Genomic DNA, 17686 nt, shown 5'->3' with positions numbered 1-17686 from the left:
CATGAATGGGCATTCCCCGAACCTCGCGCGCAGCGCACAGATCCTCCGCTTCCTCCTGCGGTATCGCGGCGCGGGCGTGTTCACCGGCATCGACCTGGATTCGGCGTCGCTGCCGACGGACGACACCGAGATCGAAGCCGGCGCCCCCGAAGAGTTCGTCGACGACCTCGAGGCGCTCGGCCCCACCTTCATCAAGATCGGCCAGGCGCTGTCGACGCGGCCCGACATGGTGCCGCCCGCCTACCTCGTCGCCCTGCAGCGCATGCAGGACGAAGTGGCGCCCGCGCCGTTCGAAGCCATCCGGCCGGTGATCGAGGACGAACTGGGCGTGCGCATCAGCAAGGCGTTCGTGCGCTTCGACGAAGTGCCGATCGGTGCGGCATCGCTCGCGCAGGTGTATCGGGCCGAATTGCGCGACGGCCGCGAAGTGGCGGTGAAAGTGCAGCGCCCCGGCGTGGCGGAACTGATCCGCGCCGACCTCGACACGCTCGCCGCGATGGCCGACAAGGCCGATCGCATGACGGACATCGGCCGGCGCATCCGCTTCGCCGACTGGGTGCACGAGTTCCGCAAGACGCTGCTGGCTGAACTGGATTACCGCATCGAAGCGGAAAACCTCGCGCGCTTCGCGGACCACTTCACCGCGTATCCCGAATTGTTCGTGCCGCAGCCGATCCGCGACCTGTGCGCCACGCGCGTGCTCACGATGGACCTGGTGCACGGCGTCAAGGCCACCGAACTGTCGGGCATCCGCCGCACCGAACAGGACCTCGGCAAACTCGGCGAGGCGCTGCTGCGCGGTTACCTCGACCAGATGTTCGTGCACGGCGAGATCCACGCCGATCCGCACCCGGGCAACCTGCTGGTGACGAACGACGGCCGCCTGGGCCTGTTCGACCTCGGCATGATCGCGCACGTCCCACCGAAACAACGCGAGCGCCTGCTCAAGCTGCTGTTCGCCTGCGTGGATGGCCGCGGCGAAGAAGTGGCGAACGAATCGATCGCGATGGGGACGCGGCTGGACGATTTCGACCAGGAGCGTTTCGTCCGCGAGATCGGCCAGCTGGTGTCGCGCTATGCCGCGCACTCGGGTTCGCAATCCTTGTCCGAAGGCCGCCTGGTCGTCGAACTGGTGCGCATCGCCACCGCGTGCGGCCTGCGCACGCCGCCGGAACTCAGCCTGCTGGGCAAGACGCTGCTCAACCTCGAACAGGTGGCCTTCGCGCTGGATCCGCAGCTGGACGTCAAGGCGATCGTCGAGACGCACATCCAGCACGTGATGCGCGAGCGCATCAAGCAATCGTTCTCGCCGGCCAACCTCGCCAACGAGATGATGGAAATGCAGGCGCTGGTGCGCGAGTCGCCGCGCAAGGTGTCCGACATCCTGTCGCTGCTCGCCGAGAACCGCCTCACCGTGAACCTCGGCGGCCTGGACGACTCGCAGCTGATGGAGAACCTGCAGAAGATCGCCAACCGCATCAGCGCCGGCGTGATCACCGCCGCGCTGATCCTGGCCTCGGCGATCCTGATGAAGGTGGAGACGCCGGGCATCAAGCTGTTCGGGTATCCGGCGCTGGCGCTGGTGCTGTTCCTGATCGGCACGGGCGTGGGCCTGATGCTGGTGTGGAGTTCGCTGCGCCGCGACCACAAGGCGCGCCCGAAGGAAGAGCGCGGGCCGCGCTAGAATCCGCGTCCCCCGCAAGCCCGCTCGCCCCCATGTCCTCCCCCTTCGGCACCGAGACCGTGCTGGATGTCCGTCACTGGACGGACGCGTATTTCAGTTTCACCACCACGCGCGACGATGGTTTCCGTTTCGAGAACGGCCAGTTCGTCATGATCGGCCTGCCCGTCGCGCAGCCCGACGGCAGCACGCGTCCGCTGCTGCGCGCGTATTCGATCGCCAGCGCGAACTGGGAAGAACAACTCGAGTTCTTCAGCATCAAGGTGCAGGACGGTCCGCTGACCTCGCGGCTGCAGCACATCCAGCCCGGCGATGCGCTGCTGATCGGGCGCAAGCCCACGGGCACGCTGCTGATCCACGACCTGCATCCGGGGCGCAACCTGTACCTGCTCGGCACCGGCACCGGCTTCGCGCCGTGGCTGGCCGTCATCAAGGACCCGGCGACGTACGAACGCTTCGAGCGCGTGATCCTGTGCCACGGCGTGCGCAACGCGCGCGACCTCGCGTATCGCGACTACATCGTCAACGAATTGCCGCACCACGAATTCCTGGGCGAGCAGATCGGGAAGCAGTTGCTGTATTACCCGGCGGTGTCGCGTGAAGGGTTCGACTTCGGCGGCCGCGACCAACGCGGGCGGCTGACCGAGTTGATGGACAGCGGGCGGATGATGGATCACCTGCGCATCGAGCCGCTCGATCCCGCACGCGACCGCGCGATGATCTGCGGCAGCCCGCAGATGCTGGCGGATTTCCGCGGGTTGCTGGACAAGCGCGGTTTCGTCGCCGCGCCGCGCATCGGCGTGCCGGGGGATTACGTGTTCGAGCGGGCGTTCGTCGAGAAATAAGATCGCTTTCACGCCCCGCGCGTTAAGGTCCGCGCGTCCCTGGATCGCGCACATCCCCGATGGCCTTGACCGGGCAACACGCTCGACCCGATGCACGCCCGCAGGCGCCACCCGCGTCGCACGCGGAATGGCGCGCGGGGTCCACGCTCGCACGCTTCTTCACCCGCCGCTCGTTGCGCACGCTCGATGAAGACGAGTGCCGCAAACTGATCGAAGGCCAGGTCGAGGCCACGCGCCCGATCATCAGCGGCCTCATCGCCAGCGGCGCGATGATCCTCGCGCTCACCGGCATGTTCGAAGCCTTCAACGTCGCGCCCGGGATCGGCTGGCCGTGGTGGCTGGTGGAACTGGTGGCGCTGACGATGGCGGGCAGCGCACTGGCGATCTGGCATTTGTCCGACTGGCGTCCGCGATTGCTGCTCACGGTGCTCAGCACCTTGTTGTTCGCAGTGTTCCTGTCGGTGCCGGTGCCGGGCACGCAGTACGGCATGGCCTTGCGCATGGCGCTGTTCTCGCTGATGCCGATCGCGTTGCTCGCGTTGATGGTGCGCCGCGCGTCGATCCTCGCGCTGTCGGGCACGATGTTGTTCGTCGCGTGGCTGCGCGTGTACCTGCACGGCGATCTCGCGGCGGGCTCGGCCGTGTACTGGTTGTACAACCTCGCCACGATCGGCTTCGGCTTGCTGCTGGGCGGGTATCGCACGGACTTCGCGGTGAGCAACTTCCGCATGCGCCAGCGCCTGCGCTACCAGGCCACCACCGACGAACTCACCGGCCTGCGCAACCGCGCCGGCTGGAACCGCGACGCGGAAGCCTGCTACGAGGATGCGATCAAGCGCGCGAAACCCGCGAGCTTCGCGTTCTTCGACATCGACTACTTCAAGCGCGTCAACGACACGCACGGCCACGCGGTGGGCGACCGGATCCTGCAGCAGCTCGGCCAGATCATCCGCGAGCGCGTGGGGTCGCGTTGCTGCGCCGCGCGCATGGGCGGCGAGGAATTCGTGGTGCTGCTGGTCGACTACCCGGCCGAATCGGTGGAAGGGTTCGTGCAACGCGTGCGCAAGGAATTCGACGACGCCACGCGCGACATCGGCGTCACCGTCAGCGCGGGCGTGGCGCATCGGCTCGAGGCGGAAAGCATGAGCCAGCACCTGCGCCGCGCGGACATCGCGTTGTATGCGGCGAAGGCCGAAGGCCGCGACCGGATGGTGGTGGCGAAGGGCTAGTCTGGGCGCAACGCGTCGCGGTACGTGCGGCTGCACGGCACCACCGTGCCGTCGTTCAAGACGATGCGCGCATCGCCGGTGTCCAGCGGTTCGATCTGCGCCACGCAATCCAGGTTGACCATGTGGCTGCGGTGCACGCGCACGAAGCGCGCGGGGTCGAGCTGCTGTTCCAACGCGGCCATGGTGCTGCGCAGCGGGTAGTCGCGGCCGCGCACGCGCAGGTTCACGTAGTTGCCGCTGGCCTGCAGGGCTTCGACGTCGTTGGCGGCGATCAGGAATTCCTTGCCGAGCTTGCGCACGAGGAAGCGCTCGGGACGTTCGGGCGCCACCGGCGCCGGCACGTCGTCGTCCGACGGCGCGAGCACACTCGCCTCGCCCTGCCAGCGGCGCAGGAACCAGCGATACGCCTCCATCGTCGCCACCAGCCCGAAGTAGCTCCGGATGTCCTTGAGGTATTCGTAGCCCCATTCGTGGAGCCAGTTGCCGAAATCGTAGTCGGCGCCCTGCGTCGCATAGGCGACCTTGCGCAGCGCGACCATCCCCGCGACGTGCGCGACCGACCAGGCCACCGAGCCCAGCAGGTGCAGCGGCAGCGCGCGCTTCCAGGTATCGAAGCGCACCGGGACCTTATTCGTGTACCAGGCGACCGCCGGCACCAGGGCCAGGCAGACGATCGCGCTCGTCCATTCCCACACCGCCGGTTCCCAGGCCTTGAAGCCCAGGTGTGCGCGCTGGATGTCGAGCCAGGTGACCGCGCTGTTGGCGATCGCGTTCATCAGGTAGGTGACGACCCAGAAGCCCACCTCGAACGTCCGCTTCCACGGGCGGAAGCGTTCCCAGGCATTGGGCGGACTTTGCGGTGCGGTGGCGACGGTCGACATGTCGCGCATTGTGGCCGAGCGCGGCCCGGGGACGGAATCGGCTCGTCCCTTGCGTCCACGTTTCGTCCCGCGGCCGCGCACCTCCGTCCCTTCGCGCTGTCGCCGGATGCGGCGCGGCGCCAACGTGCGGGCACCTTCCACCGGCCCGCCGCCATGACCGACACCGCGTTGCCCACCCGCCGCCACGACATCGACGCCCTGCGCGCCCTCGCCTTCGCCCTGCTGATCCTCTACCACTGGGCCATGCTCTACGTTGGTGGCGAGGACTGGGGCTGGCACCTCAAGAGCCTCCACACCACCGAAGCGATCCAGCTGCCGATGCTGCTGGTCAACCGCTGGCGCATGGACCTGATCTTCCTGATCTCCGGCTTGTCGGTGCACTTCCTGATGCGCGACACCTCGATCGGCCGGTTCGTCCGCCTGCGCACCTGGCGCCTGCTGCTGCCGCTGGTGTTCGGGATGCTGGTGGCCGTGCCGATCCAGCCGTATGCCCAGGGCGTGGCGAACGGGTTGGTGGCGCCGGGGTTCTGGTCGTTCCTCGCGCGGTACTACAGCGGCTCGAGCTGGCCGCCGGGCGCGTTCGACGGCTGGGAACACGGCTTCACCTGGAACCACCTCTGGTACCTGGCGTACCTGTGGACCTACTCGCTGGTGTTCGCTGCGCTGCTGCCGTTGCTGCGTCGCCTGCCGAACCCGCTCGCCAACCTGCGCGGCAAGGCGTTGCTGATCCTCCCCGCGCTGCCGCTGGTGCTGTTCACCGTGACGCTGCAGCCGCACTTCGAAGACACCGGCGACCTGGTGCACGACTGGTTCCGCCATTCCATCTACTTCACCGTGTTCCTCTACGGCTGGTGGCTGGGCACGAACGCAGGCGTGTGGGCCGAACTCGTCCGCCTGCGCCGCGTCGCCTTGTCCTGCGCGCTCGGCCTGTTCTCGATCTACGTCGTGTTGTTGTTCACCCTGCCGGACGACGGCGGCACGTGGGGCCCGGTGGCGGCGCGTACGCTGCGCAGCTTCTACATCTGGTGGATGTTGTGCGCGATCCTCGGGTTCGCCCGCGCGTACTTGAACCGCCCCTTCCGTTGGTTGCCCTGGGCGAACGAAGCGGTGTATCCGTGGTACGTGCTGCACCAGACGATGATCATCGCGTGCGCGATGGTGTTGCTGCCGATGCACCTGGGGGCGGTGGTGGAGCCGGCGTTGGTGTTGATCGGGACGGTGGCGGGGTGTGCGGTGGGGTTTGCGGTGATCCGGCGGACACCGATCTTGCGGCCGTTGTTCGGGATGAAGTGGAAGCCGCGGGGGGCTTCGATTCCGGCAGCGACCAAGTCGGCACCCGCGGTTGCATAGCCGGAGAAACGACAAGGCCCGCAATCGCGGGCCTTGTTGCATGGGTCAATCGCGGGCGCGAATCAACAGAAGGGAAAGATACCCAGCCAGTGCAGGGATCCAGAACCCAACCACGAACGCCAAGTGCGGATAGGTCATGAACGCAGCGGCCACGTTCGCTGCAATCATCAGGAGCGAACAAGCGACGATCCGTTTCGGCCTCCGGGGTTTCGTGAGCACCGCGGAAAGAAACAGACCATCCCCGACGATGCACGCGAGGTACACCGCGTACCTTCCCATTGCGGCGAGGCCATGATCCCGAAGGGCCAGGACCAGGATGATGGCGCAGCCGACCGCGATGACGCCGTTGTCGAACCTGTCCCCGGATTTGTCTTCGCGCATCAACCCAGCGCGGCCTCGATGTCCTTCGCCAACGACTCCGGCGTATCCGTCGGCGCGTACCGCTTGATGACCTTCCCATCGCGCCCGACGAGGAATTTCGTGAAGTTCCACTTGATGGCATCGATGCCGAGGAACCCGCCCTTTTCGTCCTTCAGCCACTGCCACAGCGGATGCGCCTGCTTGCCGTTCACGTCGATCTTCGCGAACAACGGGAAGTCGACGTCGTACGACAGCGAGCAGAAATTCTTGATCTCCGCTTCGTCGCCCGGTTCCTGGTGGCCGAACTGGTCGCACGGGAAGCCGAGCACCACGAGCCCGCGGTCGCGGTAGGTGCGCCACAACTGTTCCAGCCCGCTGTACTGCGGGGTGAAGCCGCACTTGGATGCGACATTGACGACCAGCAGTACCTTGCCGGCGTAGTCGGAAAGCGACTGCGGCTGGCCGTCGATGTCGTTGGCGGTGAAATCGAACGCAGTGGTCATGGCCGGCTCCTTGTCAGGACTCGGAGTTTAGGCATCGCCAGCGCCGCGTGGATTCCCGCCTTCGCGGGAATGACGCGCGATGGCTCAATGCTTCGCGGTCTTGCCCGGCTCCGACACCTGCTTCACCACTTCCGCGGCCTGGTTGTCCTTGCCGGCCAGCGCGACGTCGGCCAGCGACACGATGCCGGCCAGCTTGCCGCCCGCATCGACCACCGGGACGCGGCGGATCTTCGCGGACTCCATCAGCGCGGTCGCGTCCTTCAGGCTGCTGTCGTCGCGCACGGACTTCGCGGGCTGGCTCATCGCGTCCTTCGCGGTCGCGGTCATCGTGTCGTGGCCCTCGGCCACGATGCGCACGGTGATGTCGCGGTCGGTGACCACGCCCACGAGCTTGCCGGCCGGGTCGACCACCGGGATCTGGCCGCAGTCGTTCTCGATCATCATGCGCGCCACTTCGCGCAGCGGGGTTTCCACCGTGCAGCTGGCGGGGTTGGCGGTCATCACGGACGTCACGTTGGCCATTGGGGGCTCCGATTCGATGGCCGCCCGACGCGGCCCAGGGACGGAGCATCGCGCCGACGCGGTGCCGGCCACGTGAACCGGGCCGCCAAGGCTCGGCCGTTTCCCGGATCGGGGGGCGCTTTCACCCGCCATGCCTTTCGTCATTCGTACGATCACGCCGCCCTCGGGTAGATTGCGGCTCCCGTCCGACGAGACCCGCCCCGATGAAGCACCCGCTCGCCTGCGCCCTGGCGCTTGCCCTTGCCGCAGGATCGACCCTGGCGGCCACGCCGCAGGCCACGCAAGGAACCACCCCCGCGATGACCGCCAACACCGCCAACCCGTTCTTCGCCGACAGCACGCTGCCGCTGCACTACCCCGACTTCGCGAAGATCAAGGACACCGACTTCGGGCCGGCCTTCGACCAGGGCATGGCCGACGACCTGGCGGACTACGCGAAGATCGCGAACAACCCCGCCTCCCCGACCTTCGACAACACCATCATCCCGATGGAGAAGGCCGGCCGCACGCTGACGCGCGCGACCACCGTCTTTTACAACCTGCTCGGCGCCGACAAGAACGACGCGCGCGAGAAGCTCGACGAGCAGTACTCGCCGAAGTTCGCCGCGCACCGCGACGCGATTCGCCTGGATCCCAAGCTGTTCGCGCGCATCAAGTCGCTGTACGACCACCGCGAACACATGAACCTCGACGCGCAACAGACGCGCCTGGTCGAGCGTTACTACACCGATTTCGTCCGCGCCGGCGCCAACCTCAGCGACGCCGACAAGACCAAGCTGAAGGCCATCAACGGCCAGCTCGCCACGCTGGGCACGCAGTTCGACCAGAAGCTGATCGCCGGCCGCAACGCCGCCGCGGTGGTGGTCGACACGCGCGCCGAACTCGACGGCCTCACCGACGCGCAGATCGACGGCGCGGCCGAAGTCGCCAAGCAGCGCAAGCTCGAAGGCAAGTACGTCCTCACCATCCTCAACACCACCGGCCAGCCGGCCGCCGCGCAGCTGACCAACCGTGCGCTGCGCGAGAAGCTGTACAAGGCGTCGATGTCGCGCGGCAGCACCGGCGGCGAGTTCGACACCACCGCGATCATTTCGCAGGTGACCAAGCTGCGCGCCGAAAAGGCCAACTTGCTCGGCTACCCGAACTGGGCCGCGTTCGTGCTGGAAGACGAAACCGCGAAGACCCCGCAGGCCGTCAACGACATGCTCGGCAAGCTCGCCCCGCCGGCCGTGGCCAACGCCAAGCGCGAAGCCGCCGACCTGCAGGCGATGATCGACGCCGAGCAGAAGGCCAAGGGCCAGCCGACGTTCAAGCTGGAACCGTGGGACTGGTCGTTCTATTCGGAGAAGGTGCGCAAGGCGAAGTTCGCGTTCGACGAGAACGAACTCAAGCCGTACCTCGAGCTCGACAACGTGCAGCAGAACGGCGTCTTCTACGCCGCCAACCAGCTCTACGGCCTGACGTTCAAGGAACGCAAGGACCTGCCGGTGTACGAGCCGGACGTGCGCGTGTTCGACGTGTTCGACAAGGACGGCAAGCAGCTCGCCATCTTTATCTCCGACATGTACGCGCGCGATTCCAAGCAGGGCGGCGCGTGGATGAATTCGTACGTCGACCAGAGCGAGCTGTTCGGCACGCTGCCGGTCGTCGCCAACCATCTCAACATCCCGAAGCCGCCGGCCGGCCAGCCGACGCTGCTGACGTGGGATGAAGTGACCACGATGTTCCATGAGTTCGGCCATGCGCTGCACGGCATGTTCTCCGACGTGAAGTACCCCTACTTCACCGGCACCAGCGTGCCGCGCGACTTCGTCGAATATCCCTCGCAGGTCAACGAGATGTGGGCCGACTGGCCGCAGGTGCTCGCCAACTATGCGAAGAACTACAAGACCGGCGAGCCGATGCCGAAGGCGCTGCTCGACAAGGTGCTGGCCGCGGGCAAGTTCAACCAGGGCTTCACCACCACCGAGTACCTCGGTGCGGCGATGCTCGACCAGGAATGGCACCAGGTCGGTCCGGCGCAGATTCCGCCGGCCTCCGGCGTGATGGCGTTCGAAGCCGCGGCGCTGAAGAAGGACGGCGTGGATTTCGCGCCGGTGCCGCCGCGTTACCGCACGCCGTACTTCAGCCACATCATGGGCGGCTACTCGGCGGGCTACTACGCGTACATCTGGTCCGAGGTGCTCGATGCGGACACGGTGGAATGGATCAAGGCGCACGGTGGCCTGACGCGCGAGAACGGTGATCACTTCCGCGCGACGTTGCTGTCGCGCGGCGGCAGCAAGGATGCGCTGCAGCTGTTCCGCGATTTCGCGGGCCGCAATCCGGACATCACGCCGCTGCTGAAGCGTCGCGGCCTGGACGGCACGCAGCCGGATGATGCGAAGAAGCCGGCGGAAGCGACTCCGGCGAAGAAGGCGTCGGCGAAGTAACCGACCCATCGCTGCAAACGAAAAGGGCCGCGCAAGCGGCCCTTTTTTGTTCTTGCTCGTCATTCCCGCGGAAGCGGGGATCCATGGTCTTCCGCGAAAGCCCGCCTGGGGTGAAGACCGCGTCGCCCGAACCCGCGGCGGGGTAAGAATTTCTCGCCGACGTGGCGGCGAAAATTCTCACCCCACCACGGGCTGGGGCATCACCATTCGAGCCTTTTCGATCAAGGGGCCGACCGTTTCCCAAGGTCGCTGGCGTGCGTGGTAACGCACGCGCAACCCAATCACTTCTTTCGCGACGAGCAAGAGCGCATGCCGGATGCAGGCGCGGCGACGTCCAGGAAACGTCGATTCTTGCCCTGAAGCAGTCGCAGCTTTTGATTGCCGCGAAAGAAATGATTGGGGTGTGCGTGCGTTACACGCACGCCTGCGACCTCAGGTAATGGTCGGCGCCTTGATCGAAAAAGCGCGAAAGGTGATGCCCCAACCTGTGGTGGTGTGAGAATTTTCGCCGCCACGTCGGCGAGAAATTCTTACACCGCCGCGGGTTCGGGCGACGCGCAACTGCACCTCAAGCGCGCTTTTGCAAAAAAGCCCATGGACCCCTGCTTTCGCAGGGTTCGCTGGCGTGCGAGGTAACGCACGCAAACAAAAATCCCCGCCTTGGCGGGGATGACGTTCACAAGACTGGAAGGCAAGAGACTAGGCGGCGGACTGCATACTCACCGGCGCGTCATCCTTGCAGCACGTGTCCTTGCTCAGGCGCGCGATCTGCCACGCCGCGTGCGCTTCCTCGCGCACCTCGTTCCAGCCCAGGTGCGACTCGCCGCGCACGCGGTTCCAGTCGCTCGCCATCTGCGGTTCGACCGACTGCCACGCCAGGTTCGGATAAAAACCGGTGGCCAACTCGCCCAGCGCGCGGGCCCGCGCCGAAGTCACTTCGTCGATGTCGCGCGGCGCCGCATTCAGGTGGATCACCATGGGAACAGGACCTGGGGGACTCGGGGAGCGTGCAATCTCGGCATTGGCACGTAATGGATGAGTGAAAAAACGCCGGGATTTCCCATTCATTTTGATGATGTGCGAACTCGGCCGTATCCTGCCGGCCACGACAGGCGGAGACGGGAATGACAAAGCTCGAAGCACCGGCCGGCGGCCGCGGCGCACTGCGCGGCACGGTGCGGGCATGGCGCGAGCAAGGCATCGCCATGAAGCTGGTGCAGTCCTTCCTCGTCGCCAACAAGGTCACCGGATTCGATTGCCCGGGGTGCGCGTTCCCCGACAAGCCCGGCCGCCCGCTCGTCGACAGTTGCGAACAGGGCCAGAAGGCCATCGCGTGGGAGATGACGCGCAAGGCCGCGGGTGCGGACTTCTTCGATGGGAAGACGCCGGCGGACCTGCAGGCGCTCGGCGACTTCGACCTGGAGTTCCAGGGGCGCCTGACGACGCCCGTGTTGTACGAAGCCGCGCGCGGCACGTTCCGCGCGATCGACTGGGACGAGGCGTACGCGATCGCCGCGCGGGAGTTGCGTGCGCTGGATCCGGACACCGTCGCGTTCTACGCCTCCGGACGCAGCAGCAACGAAGCCGCCTTCCTGTGGCAACTCGCCGCGCGCGTCTACGGCAGCCCGCACCTGCCCGACTCGTCCAACTTCTGCCACGAACCCTCGGGCCATGCGCTGACCGAAAGCATCGGCACGCGCAAGGGCACGTGCACGCTGGACGATTTCGAACACGCCGATCTCTTCATCGTCATCGGCCAGAACCCCGCCAGCAACCACCCACGCATGATGGGCGCGCTGCACGAAGCGAAACAGCGCGGCGCGACGATCCTGGCGATCAATCCGTTGCGCGAGAAAGGCTTCACGAATTTCTCCGATCCGAAGGACATCGGCGAACTCGTCACCAACCGCGGCATTGAAGTCGCCGACGCGGTGTACCAGGTGACGCTCGGCGGCGACATGGCGTTGCTGAAGGGCGTGATGAAGGCGCTGCTCGAACGCGAACGCGGCGCGCCCGGCACGGTGTTCGACCACGCGTTCATCGCGGCGCACACGGAAGGCGTCGATGCGTTGCTCGCGGATCTCGATGCGTGTGCGTGGACCGAACTCGTGGCGCGCTCGGGCGTGACCGAAGCGCAGATGCGCGAGATCGCCGACCACTACGCCGCGGCGAACGCCACGATGATCACGTGGTGCATGGGCCTCACGCATCACCCCGAAGCGGTCGCGACGATCCAGCAGGTGCTGAACCTGCTGCTCCTGCGCGGCAACATCGGCCGCCGCGGTACCGGTGCGATGCCCGTGCGCGGGCATTCGAACGTGCAAGGCGACCGCACGATGGGCGCGACGTCCACGGTGACGCAACGCTGGCTCGACAACCTCGAAGCGACGTTCCCCGGCGCGCCGTTGTGCCGCGATGGCGGGCGCGATGCAGCCGGCGTGCTCGACGGGTTGTTCGATGGCCACATGCAGGGGCTGCTGACGCTCGGCGGCAACTTCGGCGTCGCCGCGCCGGATTCCCCGCGCGTGCTCGCCGCGCTCGAACGCCTCCCCTTCACCTTGCACATCGCCACCAAGCTCAATCGCACGCATTGCCATCCGGGCGCGGTGGGCCTGTTGCTGCCGACGCTGGGCCGCACCGATCGCGACCTGCGCGCCAGCGGCGAGCAATGCATCTCCACCGAGGACTCGTCGAGCACCGTGCGCGCCTCGCGCGGCGTGCAGGCGCCGATCAACGAACGGCAGCGCAGCGAACCGGTGATCGTCGCCGAGCTCGCGCAGGCGCTGGGTTGTGCGCCGACGGTGCCGTGGGACGAGTTCGCGCAGGACTACGCCGCGATCCGCGCGCGCATCGAACGCTGCCAGCAAGGCGTCACCGACGGCTTCGAGCGCTACAACGACCGCTTGCTGCAGGACGGACGCTTCGCGCTGCCGAACGCGGCCGCGGAGCGGCAATGGAACACCGCCAGCGGCAAGGCGCGCTTCGTGGCGCATGCCTTCGACGACGACACGCCGCTCGCACGGGCGCGCCGCGTGCATGGCGATGCGGTGCTGACCTTGATGACGATGCGCGCGCACGACCAGTTCAACACGACGGTCTACAGCCACGATGACCGGTACCGCGGCGTCGCAGGCGATCGGCGCGTGTTGTTCGCCAATGCGCAGGACCTGGCCGCGCGCGGGCTGGCCGATGGCGATTGCGTCGACATCGAAACGCTGGTGGACGACGGGCACGAACGGCGCGTCACCGCGTTCACGGCGCACGCGTGGGATATCCCGAAGGGGTGTTGCGCGGCGTATTTCCCGGAGGCGAGCAGTTTGATTGCGGCGAGCGTGTATTCCGCGGGGAGTCGGACGCCGCTTTACAAGGAGATGCCGGTGCGGGTGACGAAGAGCGCCCTTACTTCAGCTTGATCTCGCGCAATCGCTCTTCGAGATACCCCTGCGCCGTGATCGCCTCCGGATAGCGCGACGGATTGTCGGCATCCACGCACGACGGCAGCACGTCGATCAGGAAATCCGGGTTCGGGTGCAGGAAGAACGGCGTGGAGTAGCGCGGCTGGCGCGCGAGTTCGCCCGGCGGGTTCACCACGCGGTGCGTCGTCGACGGATACACGTGGTTCGTCAGGCGCTGCAGCATGTCGCCGATGTTGACGACGATGGTGTCGGCGTCGGAGGTGAACGGCACCCACTCGCCCGTGCGCGACTTCACTTCCAGGCCCGCGGCGCTCGCGCCAACGAGCAGCGTGATCAGGTTGATGTCTTCGTGCGCGCCGGCACGCACGTTCGGGATGTCCGGCGTGGTGATCGGCGGGTAGTGGATCGGGCGCAGGATCGAGTTGCCGTAGTTCGTCTTTTCGACGAAATAGTCTTCCGGCAGCCCGATGTGCAGCGCGAGCGCGGCGAGCACCTGCGAGCCGAGCTTGTCGAGCGCCTGGTAGAGGCCGTAGCCGACGTCATGGAATTCGGGGATTTCGGCCGGCCACAGGTTCGGGTCCATCACGTCGGCGCACTGGTGGTCGCGCGGGATCTCGCGGCCGATGTGCCAGAACTCCTTGAGGTCGGAGTACTGCGCGCCCTTCGCGGTTTCCACGCCGAACGGCGTGTAGCCGCGCGCACCGCCGCCGCCCGGCACGTGGTACTGCTTCTTGGTGGCTTCCGGCAGCGCGAAGAAGCGCTGGAACACGTCGTACGCGCGATCGATCTGCGCCTGCGGGATGCCGTGGTTGCGGATGCCGGCGAAGCCCCACTCGCGGTAGGCGTTGCCGAGTTCGGACACGAACGCGGCGCGGTCTTCGGCGCTCGTCGGGTTCGTGAAGCGGTTGATGTCGAGCGTAGGAATGCGAGCTTGCGTGGACATGGACGTTCCGGAGGTCATTGCGCGGCCGCGCGCACGGCGTCGGCCAGTCGTTCGAGGGTGGATTGCATGAGCGCGTCGTCGTCGGCCTCGACGGTGACGCGCACGACGGGCTCGGTGCCCGACGGTCGCAGGAACGCGCGGCCACGGCCGGCGACCGCCGCCTGCGCCTGCGCGAGCGCAGCCTGCACGACGGGATCGTCGACCGGCTTGGCGCCGGCATCGATCTTCACGTTGATGGTCTTCTGCGGCACCTTGCGCAGGCCCGCGATCGCTTCGCGCAGCGTGACGCCGCGGCGACGCAGTACGTCGAGCACCTGCAGCGCGCTGACGATGCCGTCGCCGGTGCTCGCGCAATCCAGGCACAGCAAATGCCCGGAGGCTTCGCCACCCAGCACGCCGTCGTGCGCGATCAGCTGCTGGTGCACGTAGCGGTCGCCGACCTTCGCGCGCACGAACGGGATGCCGAGCTTGCCCAGCGCCTGTTCGAGGCCGAAGTTGGTCATCAGCGTGCCCACCAGCGGGCCGCGCAGGCGGCCACTGCCCTGCCAGTCGGTGGCGAGCACGTACAGCAGGTCGTCGCCGTCGCACACGGTGCCATCGTCGGCGACGAACAGCACGCGGTCGCCGTCGCCGTCGAACGCGATGCCCAGGTCCGCGCCGGTGGTGCGCACGTGTTCGGCCAGGAATTCGGGATGCGTGGAGCCCACGCCGTCATTGATGTTCAGGCCGTTCGGGTCGACGCCGATGGCATCCACGCGCGCGCCGAGTTCGCGCAGCACGAGCGGGCCGATCTGGTACGTCGCGCCGTTGGCGCAGTCCATCGCGATCTTCATGCCGGTCAGGTCGAAGCCCTTCGGCACGGAGTTCTTGCACGCTTCCACGTAACGCTCGACCGCGCCGCGCGTGCGCACGGCCTTGCCGAGGCGCTCGGAGCGCACGGTGGAGAACGGCTTCTCGAGCGCGGCTTCGATCGCGAGCTCGGTGGCGTCATCGAGCTTCTCGCCTTCGGCCGAGAAGAACTTGATGCCGTTGTCGTAATGCGGGTTGTGCGACGCGGAGATCACGATGCCGCCATCGGCGCGCAGCGAACGCGTGAGGTGCGCGACCGCGGGCGTGGGCATCGGGCCGACCAGCTGCACGTCGACGCCGGCCGCGACCAGGCCCGCTTCCAGCGCCGCTTCGAACATGTAGTTCGAGATGCGCGTGTCCTTGCCGATGATCACCGTGGGCTTGCGCCATTCGCGGCGCGATTCGCGCTGCGCCTGCACGAGCGCGTGGCCGTAGGCGTTGCCCAGGCGCAGCACGAAGTCCGCCGAGATCGCGCCCTCGCCCACCCGGCCGCGGATGCCGTCGGTCCCGAAATGTTTCCGGCTCAAGCAGCAGCCTCCGCGTCGTCCGGCGGCGCGTCCTGTTTCATCATCAGCGCCAGCAGGTGCGACAGGCGATCGCGCATTTCGCGGCGGTCGCAGATCTGGTCGATCGCGCCGTGCTCGACGAGGAATTCCGAACGCTGGAAGCCTTCCGGCAGCTTCTCGCGCACGGTCTGTTCGATCACGCGCGGGCCGGCGAAGCCGATCAGCGCTTCGGGTTCGGCGATGTTGATGTCGCCCAGCATCGCGAACGAGGCGGACACGCCGCCCGTCGTCGGGTGCGTGAGCACCGACACGTACGGCAGGCCCGCGGCGCGCAGGCGCGCCAGCGCGGCCGACGTCTTGGCCATCTGCATCAGCGAGAACAGGCTTTCCTGCATGCGCGCGCCGCCGCTGGCGGAGAAGCACACGAAGGGGCAGCGCAATGCCAGCGCGCGTTCGGCGCCGAGGGTGAAGCGTTCGCCCACCACCGAGCCCATCGAGCCGCCCATGTAGGCGAAGTCGAACGAGGCGGCGACGAGGTCGCGTCCCTTCATCAGGCCTTCCATCGCGATCAGCGCATCGCGCTCGCCGGTGGCTTTCTGCGCGGCCTTGATGCGGTCGGAATACTTCTTCTGGTCCTTGAACTTCAGCACGTCCGTCGGGCCGAGCTCGGCGCCGATCTCGCGCGTGGGCGCGCCGGGATCGAACAGCGAGGCCAGCCGCGCGCGGGCGCGGATGGGCATGTGGAAGTTGCACTTCGGGCAGACCTCGAGGTTTTCCTCGAGCTCGGGCCGATACAGCACCGCGCCGCAACGATCGCATTTCTCCCAGAGGCCCTCGGGGACGCTGCGCTTGTTGCCGCCTTCGGTGCGGATGCGCGAAGGCATCAGTTTCTTCAACCAGGACACGTGGCGATCTTCCGTTCGTTCGTTCTTCAAGGGAGCGCGGGCCCCGGCTTGCACCGGGGCGCGGCAGTCTAGCGCAGGGCTTCGCGCAGGGGCGCGAGGAAGGCCCGCGCGGCGGCCGGCGGGTCGGCGGCATCCGCCAGCGCCGCCACCAGTGCGCTGCCGACCACCACGCCGTCGGCGTGCGCGGCCATCGCGGCGGCGGAGGCGGCGTCCTTGATGCCGAAGCCGGCGAGCACCGGCACGCGGCTGGCGGCGCGCAGCGCATCCAGGCGCGCGGCGGCGGCCGACGCGTCCAGCCGGTCGGCCCCGGTCACGCCGGCGAAGCTCACGAAATAGAGGTAACCCACCGCGTCGTCGACGAGCCGTTGCAGGCGCGCCTCCGGTGTGGTCGGCGAGGCCAGCAGGATCAGCGCGAGCCCGTGCGCGGCGAGCGCCGCACGCAGGTCGCCCGCTTCTTCCGGCGGCAGGTCGACGAGCAGCACGCCATCCACGCCGGCAGCGGCCGCATCGCGCGCGAACGCCTCGGCCCCGCGGATCTCCACGGGATTGAGGTAGCCCATCAGCACGACCGGCGTGCGGTCATCGGTGGTGCGGAACGCGCGCACGGTGTCGAGCACGTAGCCCATGCCCGCGCCGCGTGCGAGCGCGCGTTCGGAACTGCGCTGGATCACCGGGCCGTCCGCCATCGGGTCGGAGAACGGCACGCCCAGTTCCAGCACGTCCGCGCCGGCCGCGACCAACGCGTGCAGCACCGGCACCGTCGCCGCGAGCGAGGGATCGCCCGCGGTGACGAAGGGCACCAGCGCTTTCCGCCCGGCGCTCTGCAGCGCCGAGAACGTGGCTTCGAGTCGGCGCATTTCGATTACGACTGCGCGCTGTCCTGCGCGGCCTTGGCCTGTTCGGCGGCCATGGCGGCGTAATCGGCGGCGAGTTCGGATTCGCCCACGTCGATGCCGCGCTCGGCGCCCAGGCCGTCCAGGTGCTCGTTGAGCATGCGGCGGTACAGGGTGGTCATGTAGTCGAGGAACTTGGTGCGGTCGGTCGCGGCCGTGCTGCCGGCGTTGGCCAGGTACACGTGCGAATTGAAGCGCGCGGTGGCGTACAGGCTGGCCATGCTGATGCGCTTCAGGCCCTGCTGCTGCGACTGGCGGTTGGTGAGTTCCAGGAACTCGTTGACCACGCTGAAGAACTGCGGGTCGAGCGGCGCGCCGTCCTGCGACTGGGTGAGTTCGGGCTGGGCCTGGGTTTCGTCGGTCATTTCAAC

At 67.4% G+C, this 17686-nt stretch carries 16 protein-coding genes; 6 read left to right on the top strand and 10 right to left on the bottom strand.

The window, feature by feature from the left end; all coding sequences use genetic code 11:
- Position 1 precedes the first annotated feature (1 nt).
- The 3 genes from LYSHEL_RS12375 to LYSHEL_RS12365 are packed head-to-tail and all read left to right on the top strand — an operon-like array spanning position 2 to position 3755.
- A complete protein-coding gene (locus tag LYSHEL_RS12375) occupies positions 2–1684 on the top strand; it encodes an ABC1 kinase family protein (protein WP_213434335.1) in 1683 nt (560 codons plus the stop codon).
- A gap of 32 nt (positions 1685–1716) precedes the next feature.
- Positions 1717–2526, top strand: coding sequence for a ferredoxin--NADP reductase (locus tag LYSHEL_RS12370; protein ID WP_213434334.1), 810 nt, complete (start codon positions 1717–1719; stop codon positions 2524–2526).
- A 59-nt stretch (positions 2527–2585) separates the two neighbouring features.
- A complete protein-coding gene (locus LYSHEL_RS12365; protein ID WP_213434333.1) occupies positions 2586–3755 on the top strand; it encodes a GGDEF domain-containing protein in 1170 nt (389 codons plus the stop codon).
- Here LYSHEL_RS12365 and LYSHEL_RS12360 read toward each other — a convergent pair.
- Positions 3752–4636 carry a LytTR family DNA-binding domain-containing protein gene (locus LYSHEL_RS12360; protein WP_213434332.1) on the bottom strand — a complete coding sequence of 295 codons (885 nt, stop codon included), beginning with the start codon at positions 4634–4636 and terminating at the stop codon, positions 3752–3754. The two genes, LYSHEL_RS12365 and LYSHEL_RS12360, sit on opposite strands and share 4 nt — an antisense overlap.
- Before the next feature lie 153 nt (positions 4637–4789).
- Here LYSHEL_RS12360 and LYSHEL_RS12355 point away from each other — a divergent pair, with 153 nt between their 5' ends.
- Positions 4790–5986 (top strand): acyltransferase family protein, encoded by a 1197-nt coding sequence (locus LYSHEL_RS12355; protein ID WP_213434331.1) that lies wholly within the window; start codon positions 4790–4792, stop codon positions 5984–5986.
- A gap of 45 nt (positions 5987–6031) precedes the next feature.
- Here LYSHEL_RS12355 and LYSHEL_RS12350 read toward each other — a convergent pair whose 3' ends face one another.
- The 3 genes from LYSHEL_RS12350 to LYSHEL_RS12340 all read right to left on the bottom strand — a co-directional run bounded on the left by LYSHEL_RS12350 (position 6032) and on the right by LYSHEL_RS12340 (position 7371).
- Positions 6032–6367 (bottom strand): hypothetical protein, encoded by a 336-nt coding sequence (locus LYSHEL_RS12350; RefSeq protein WP_213434330.1) that lies wholly within the window; start codon positions 6365–6367, stop codon positions 6032–6034.
- A complete protein-coding gene (locus LYSHEL_RS12345) occupies positions 6367–6849 on the bottom strand; it encodes a glutathione peroxidase (RefSeq protein ID WP_213434329.1) in 483 nt (160 codons plus the stop codon). Before LYSHEL_RS12345 ends, LYSHEL_RS12350 begins: the two co-directional genes overlap by 1 nt.
- An 84-nt stretch (positions 6850–6933) precedes the next feature.
- Positions 6934–7371 carry a CBS domain-containing protein gene (locus LYSHEL_RS12340; RefSeq protein WP_213434328.1) on the bottom strand — a complete coding sequence of 146 codons (438 nt, stop codon included), beginning with the start codon at positions 7369–7371 and terminating at the stop codon, positions 6934–6936.
- A 203-nt stretch (positions 7372–7574) separates the two neighbouring features.
- Between LYSHEL_RS12340 and LYSHEL_RS12335 the strand changes: the two genes are divergently transcribed.
- The gene (locus LYSHEL_RS12335) at positions 7575–9803 is read left to right on the top strand and encodes a M3 family metallopeptidase (protein ID WP_213434327.1); all 2229 of its coding nucleotides are present in this window, start codon (positions 7575–7577) and stop codon (positions 9801–9803) included.
- Positions 9804–10502: 699 nt separating this feature from the next.
- Here the strand turns inward: LYSHEL_RS12335 and LYSHEL_RS12330 are convergent.
- Positions 10503–10781 carry a hypothetical protein gene (locus LYSHEL_RS12330; RefSeq protein ID WP_213434326.1) on the bottom strand — a complete coding sequence of 93 codons (279 nt, stop codon included), beginning with the start codon at positions 10779–10781 and terminating at the stop codon, positions 10503–10505.
- Between the two features lie 146 nt (positions 10782–10927).
- Here LYSHEL_RS12330 and LYSHEL_RS12325 point away from each other — a divergent pair, with 146 nt between their 5' ends.
- Positions 10928–13216 carry an FdhF/YdeP family oxidoreductase gene (locus LYSHEL_RS12325; protein ID WP_213434325.1) on the top strand — a complete coding sequence of 763 codons (2289 nt, stop codon included), beginning with the start codon at positions 10928–10930 and terminating at the stop codon, positions 13214–13216.
- Here LYSHEL_RS12325 and LYSHEL_RS12320 read toward each other — a convergent pair.
- From LYSHEL_RS12320 to LYSHEL_RS12300, 5 genes are all read right to left on the bottom strand, one after another.
- Entirely contained in the window at positions 13203–14162 is a 960-nt protein-coding gene (locus tag LYSHEL_RS12320) for an isopenicillin N synthase family dioxygenase (RefSeq protein WP_213434324.1), read from the bottom strand. The genes LYSHEL_RS12325 and LYSHEL_RS12320 overlap by 14 nt on opposite strands.
- 14 nt (positions 14163–14176) lie before the next feature.
- Positions 14177–15538, bottom strand: coding sequence for a phosphoglucosamine mutase (gene glmM, locus LYSHEL_RS12315; protein ID WP_213434323.1), 1362 nt, complete (start codon positions 15536–15538; stop codon positions 14177–14179).
- The gene (gene accD, locus LYSHEL_RS12310) at positions 15535–16422 is read right to left on the bottom strand and encodes an acetyl-CoA carboxylase, carboxyltransferase subunit beta (RefSeq protein ID WP_213434322.1); all 888 of its coding nucleotides are present in this window, start codon (positions 16420–16422) and stop codon (positions 15535–15537) included. Before accD ends, glmM begins: the two co-directional genes overlap by 4 nt.
- Positions 16423–16490: 68 nt before the next feature.
- Positions 16491–17279, bottom strand: a complete 789-nt coding sequence (gene trpA, locus LYSHEL_RS12305) for a tryptophan synthase subunit alpha (protein ID WP_407075146.1) — start codon at positions 17277–17279, stop codon at positions 16491–16493.
- A gap of 5 nt (positions 17280–17284) precedes the next feature.
- Positions 17285–17680: a DUF3144 domain-containing protein gene (locus LYSHEL_RS12300; RefSeq protein WP_213434321.1), complete on the bottom strand. Its 396-nt coding sequence runs from the start codon at positions 17678–17680 to the stop codon at positions 17285–17287.
- Positions 17681–17686 lie beyond the last annotated feature (6 nt).

This window comes from Lysobacter helvus (genome assembly GCF_018406645.1).
GTDB lineage: Bacteria > Pseudomonadota > Gammaproteobacteria > Xanthomonadales > Xanthomonadaceae > Noviluteimonas > Noviluteimonas caseinilytica.
The sequence above is the reverse complement of the archived record's forward strand: the minus strand, read 5'-3'. Positions and strand labels throughout refer to the sequence as shown.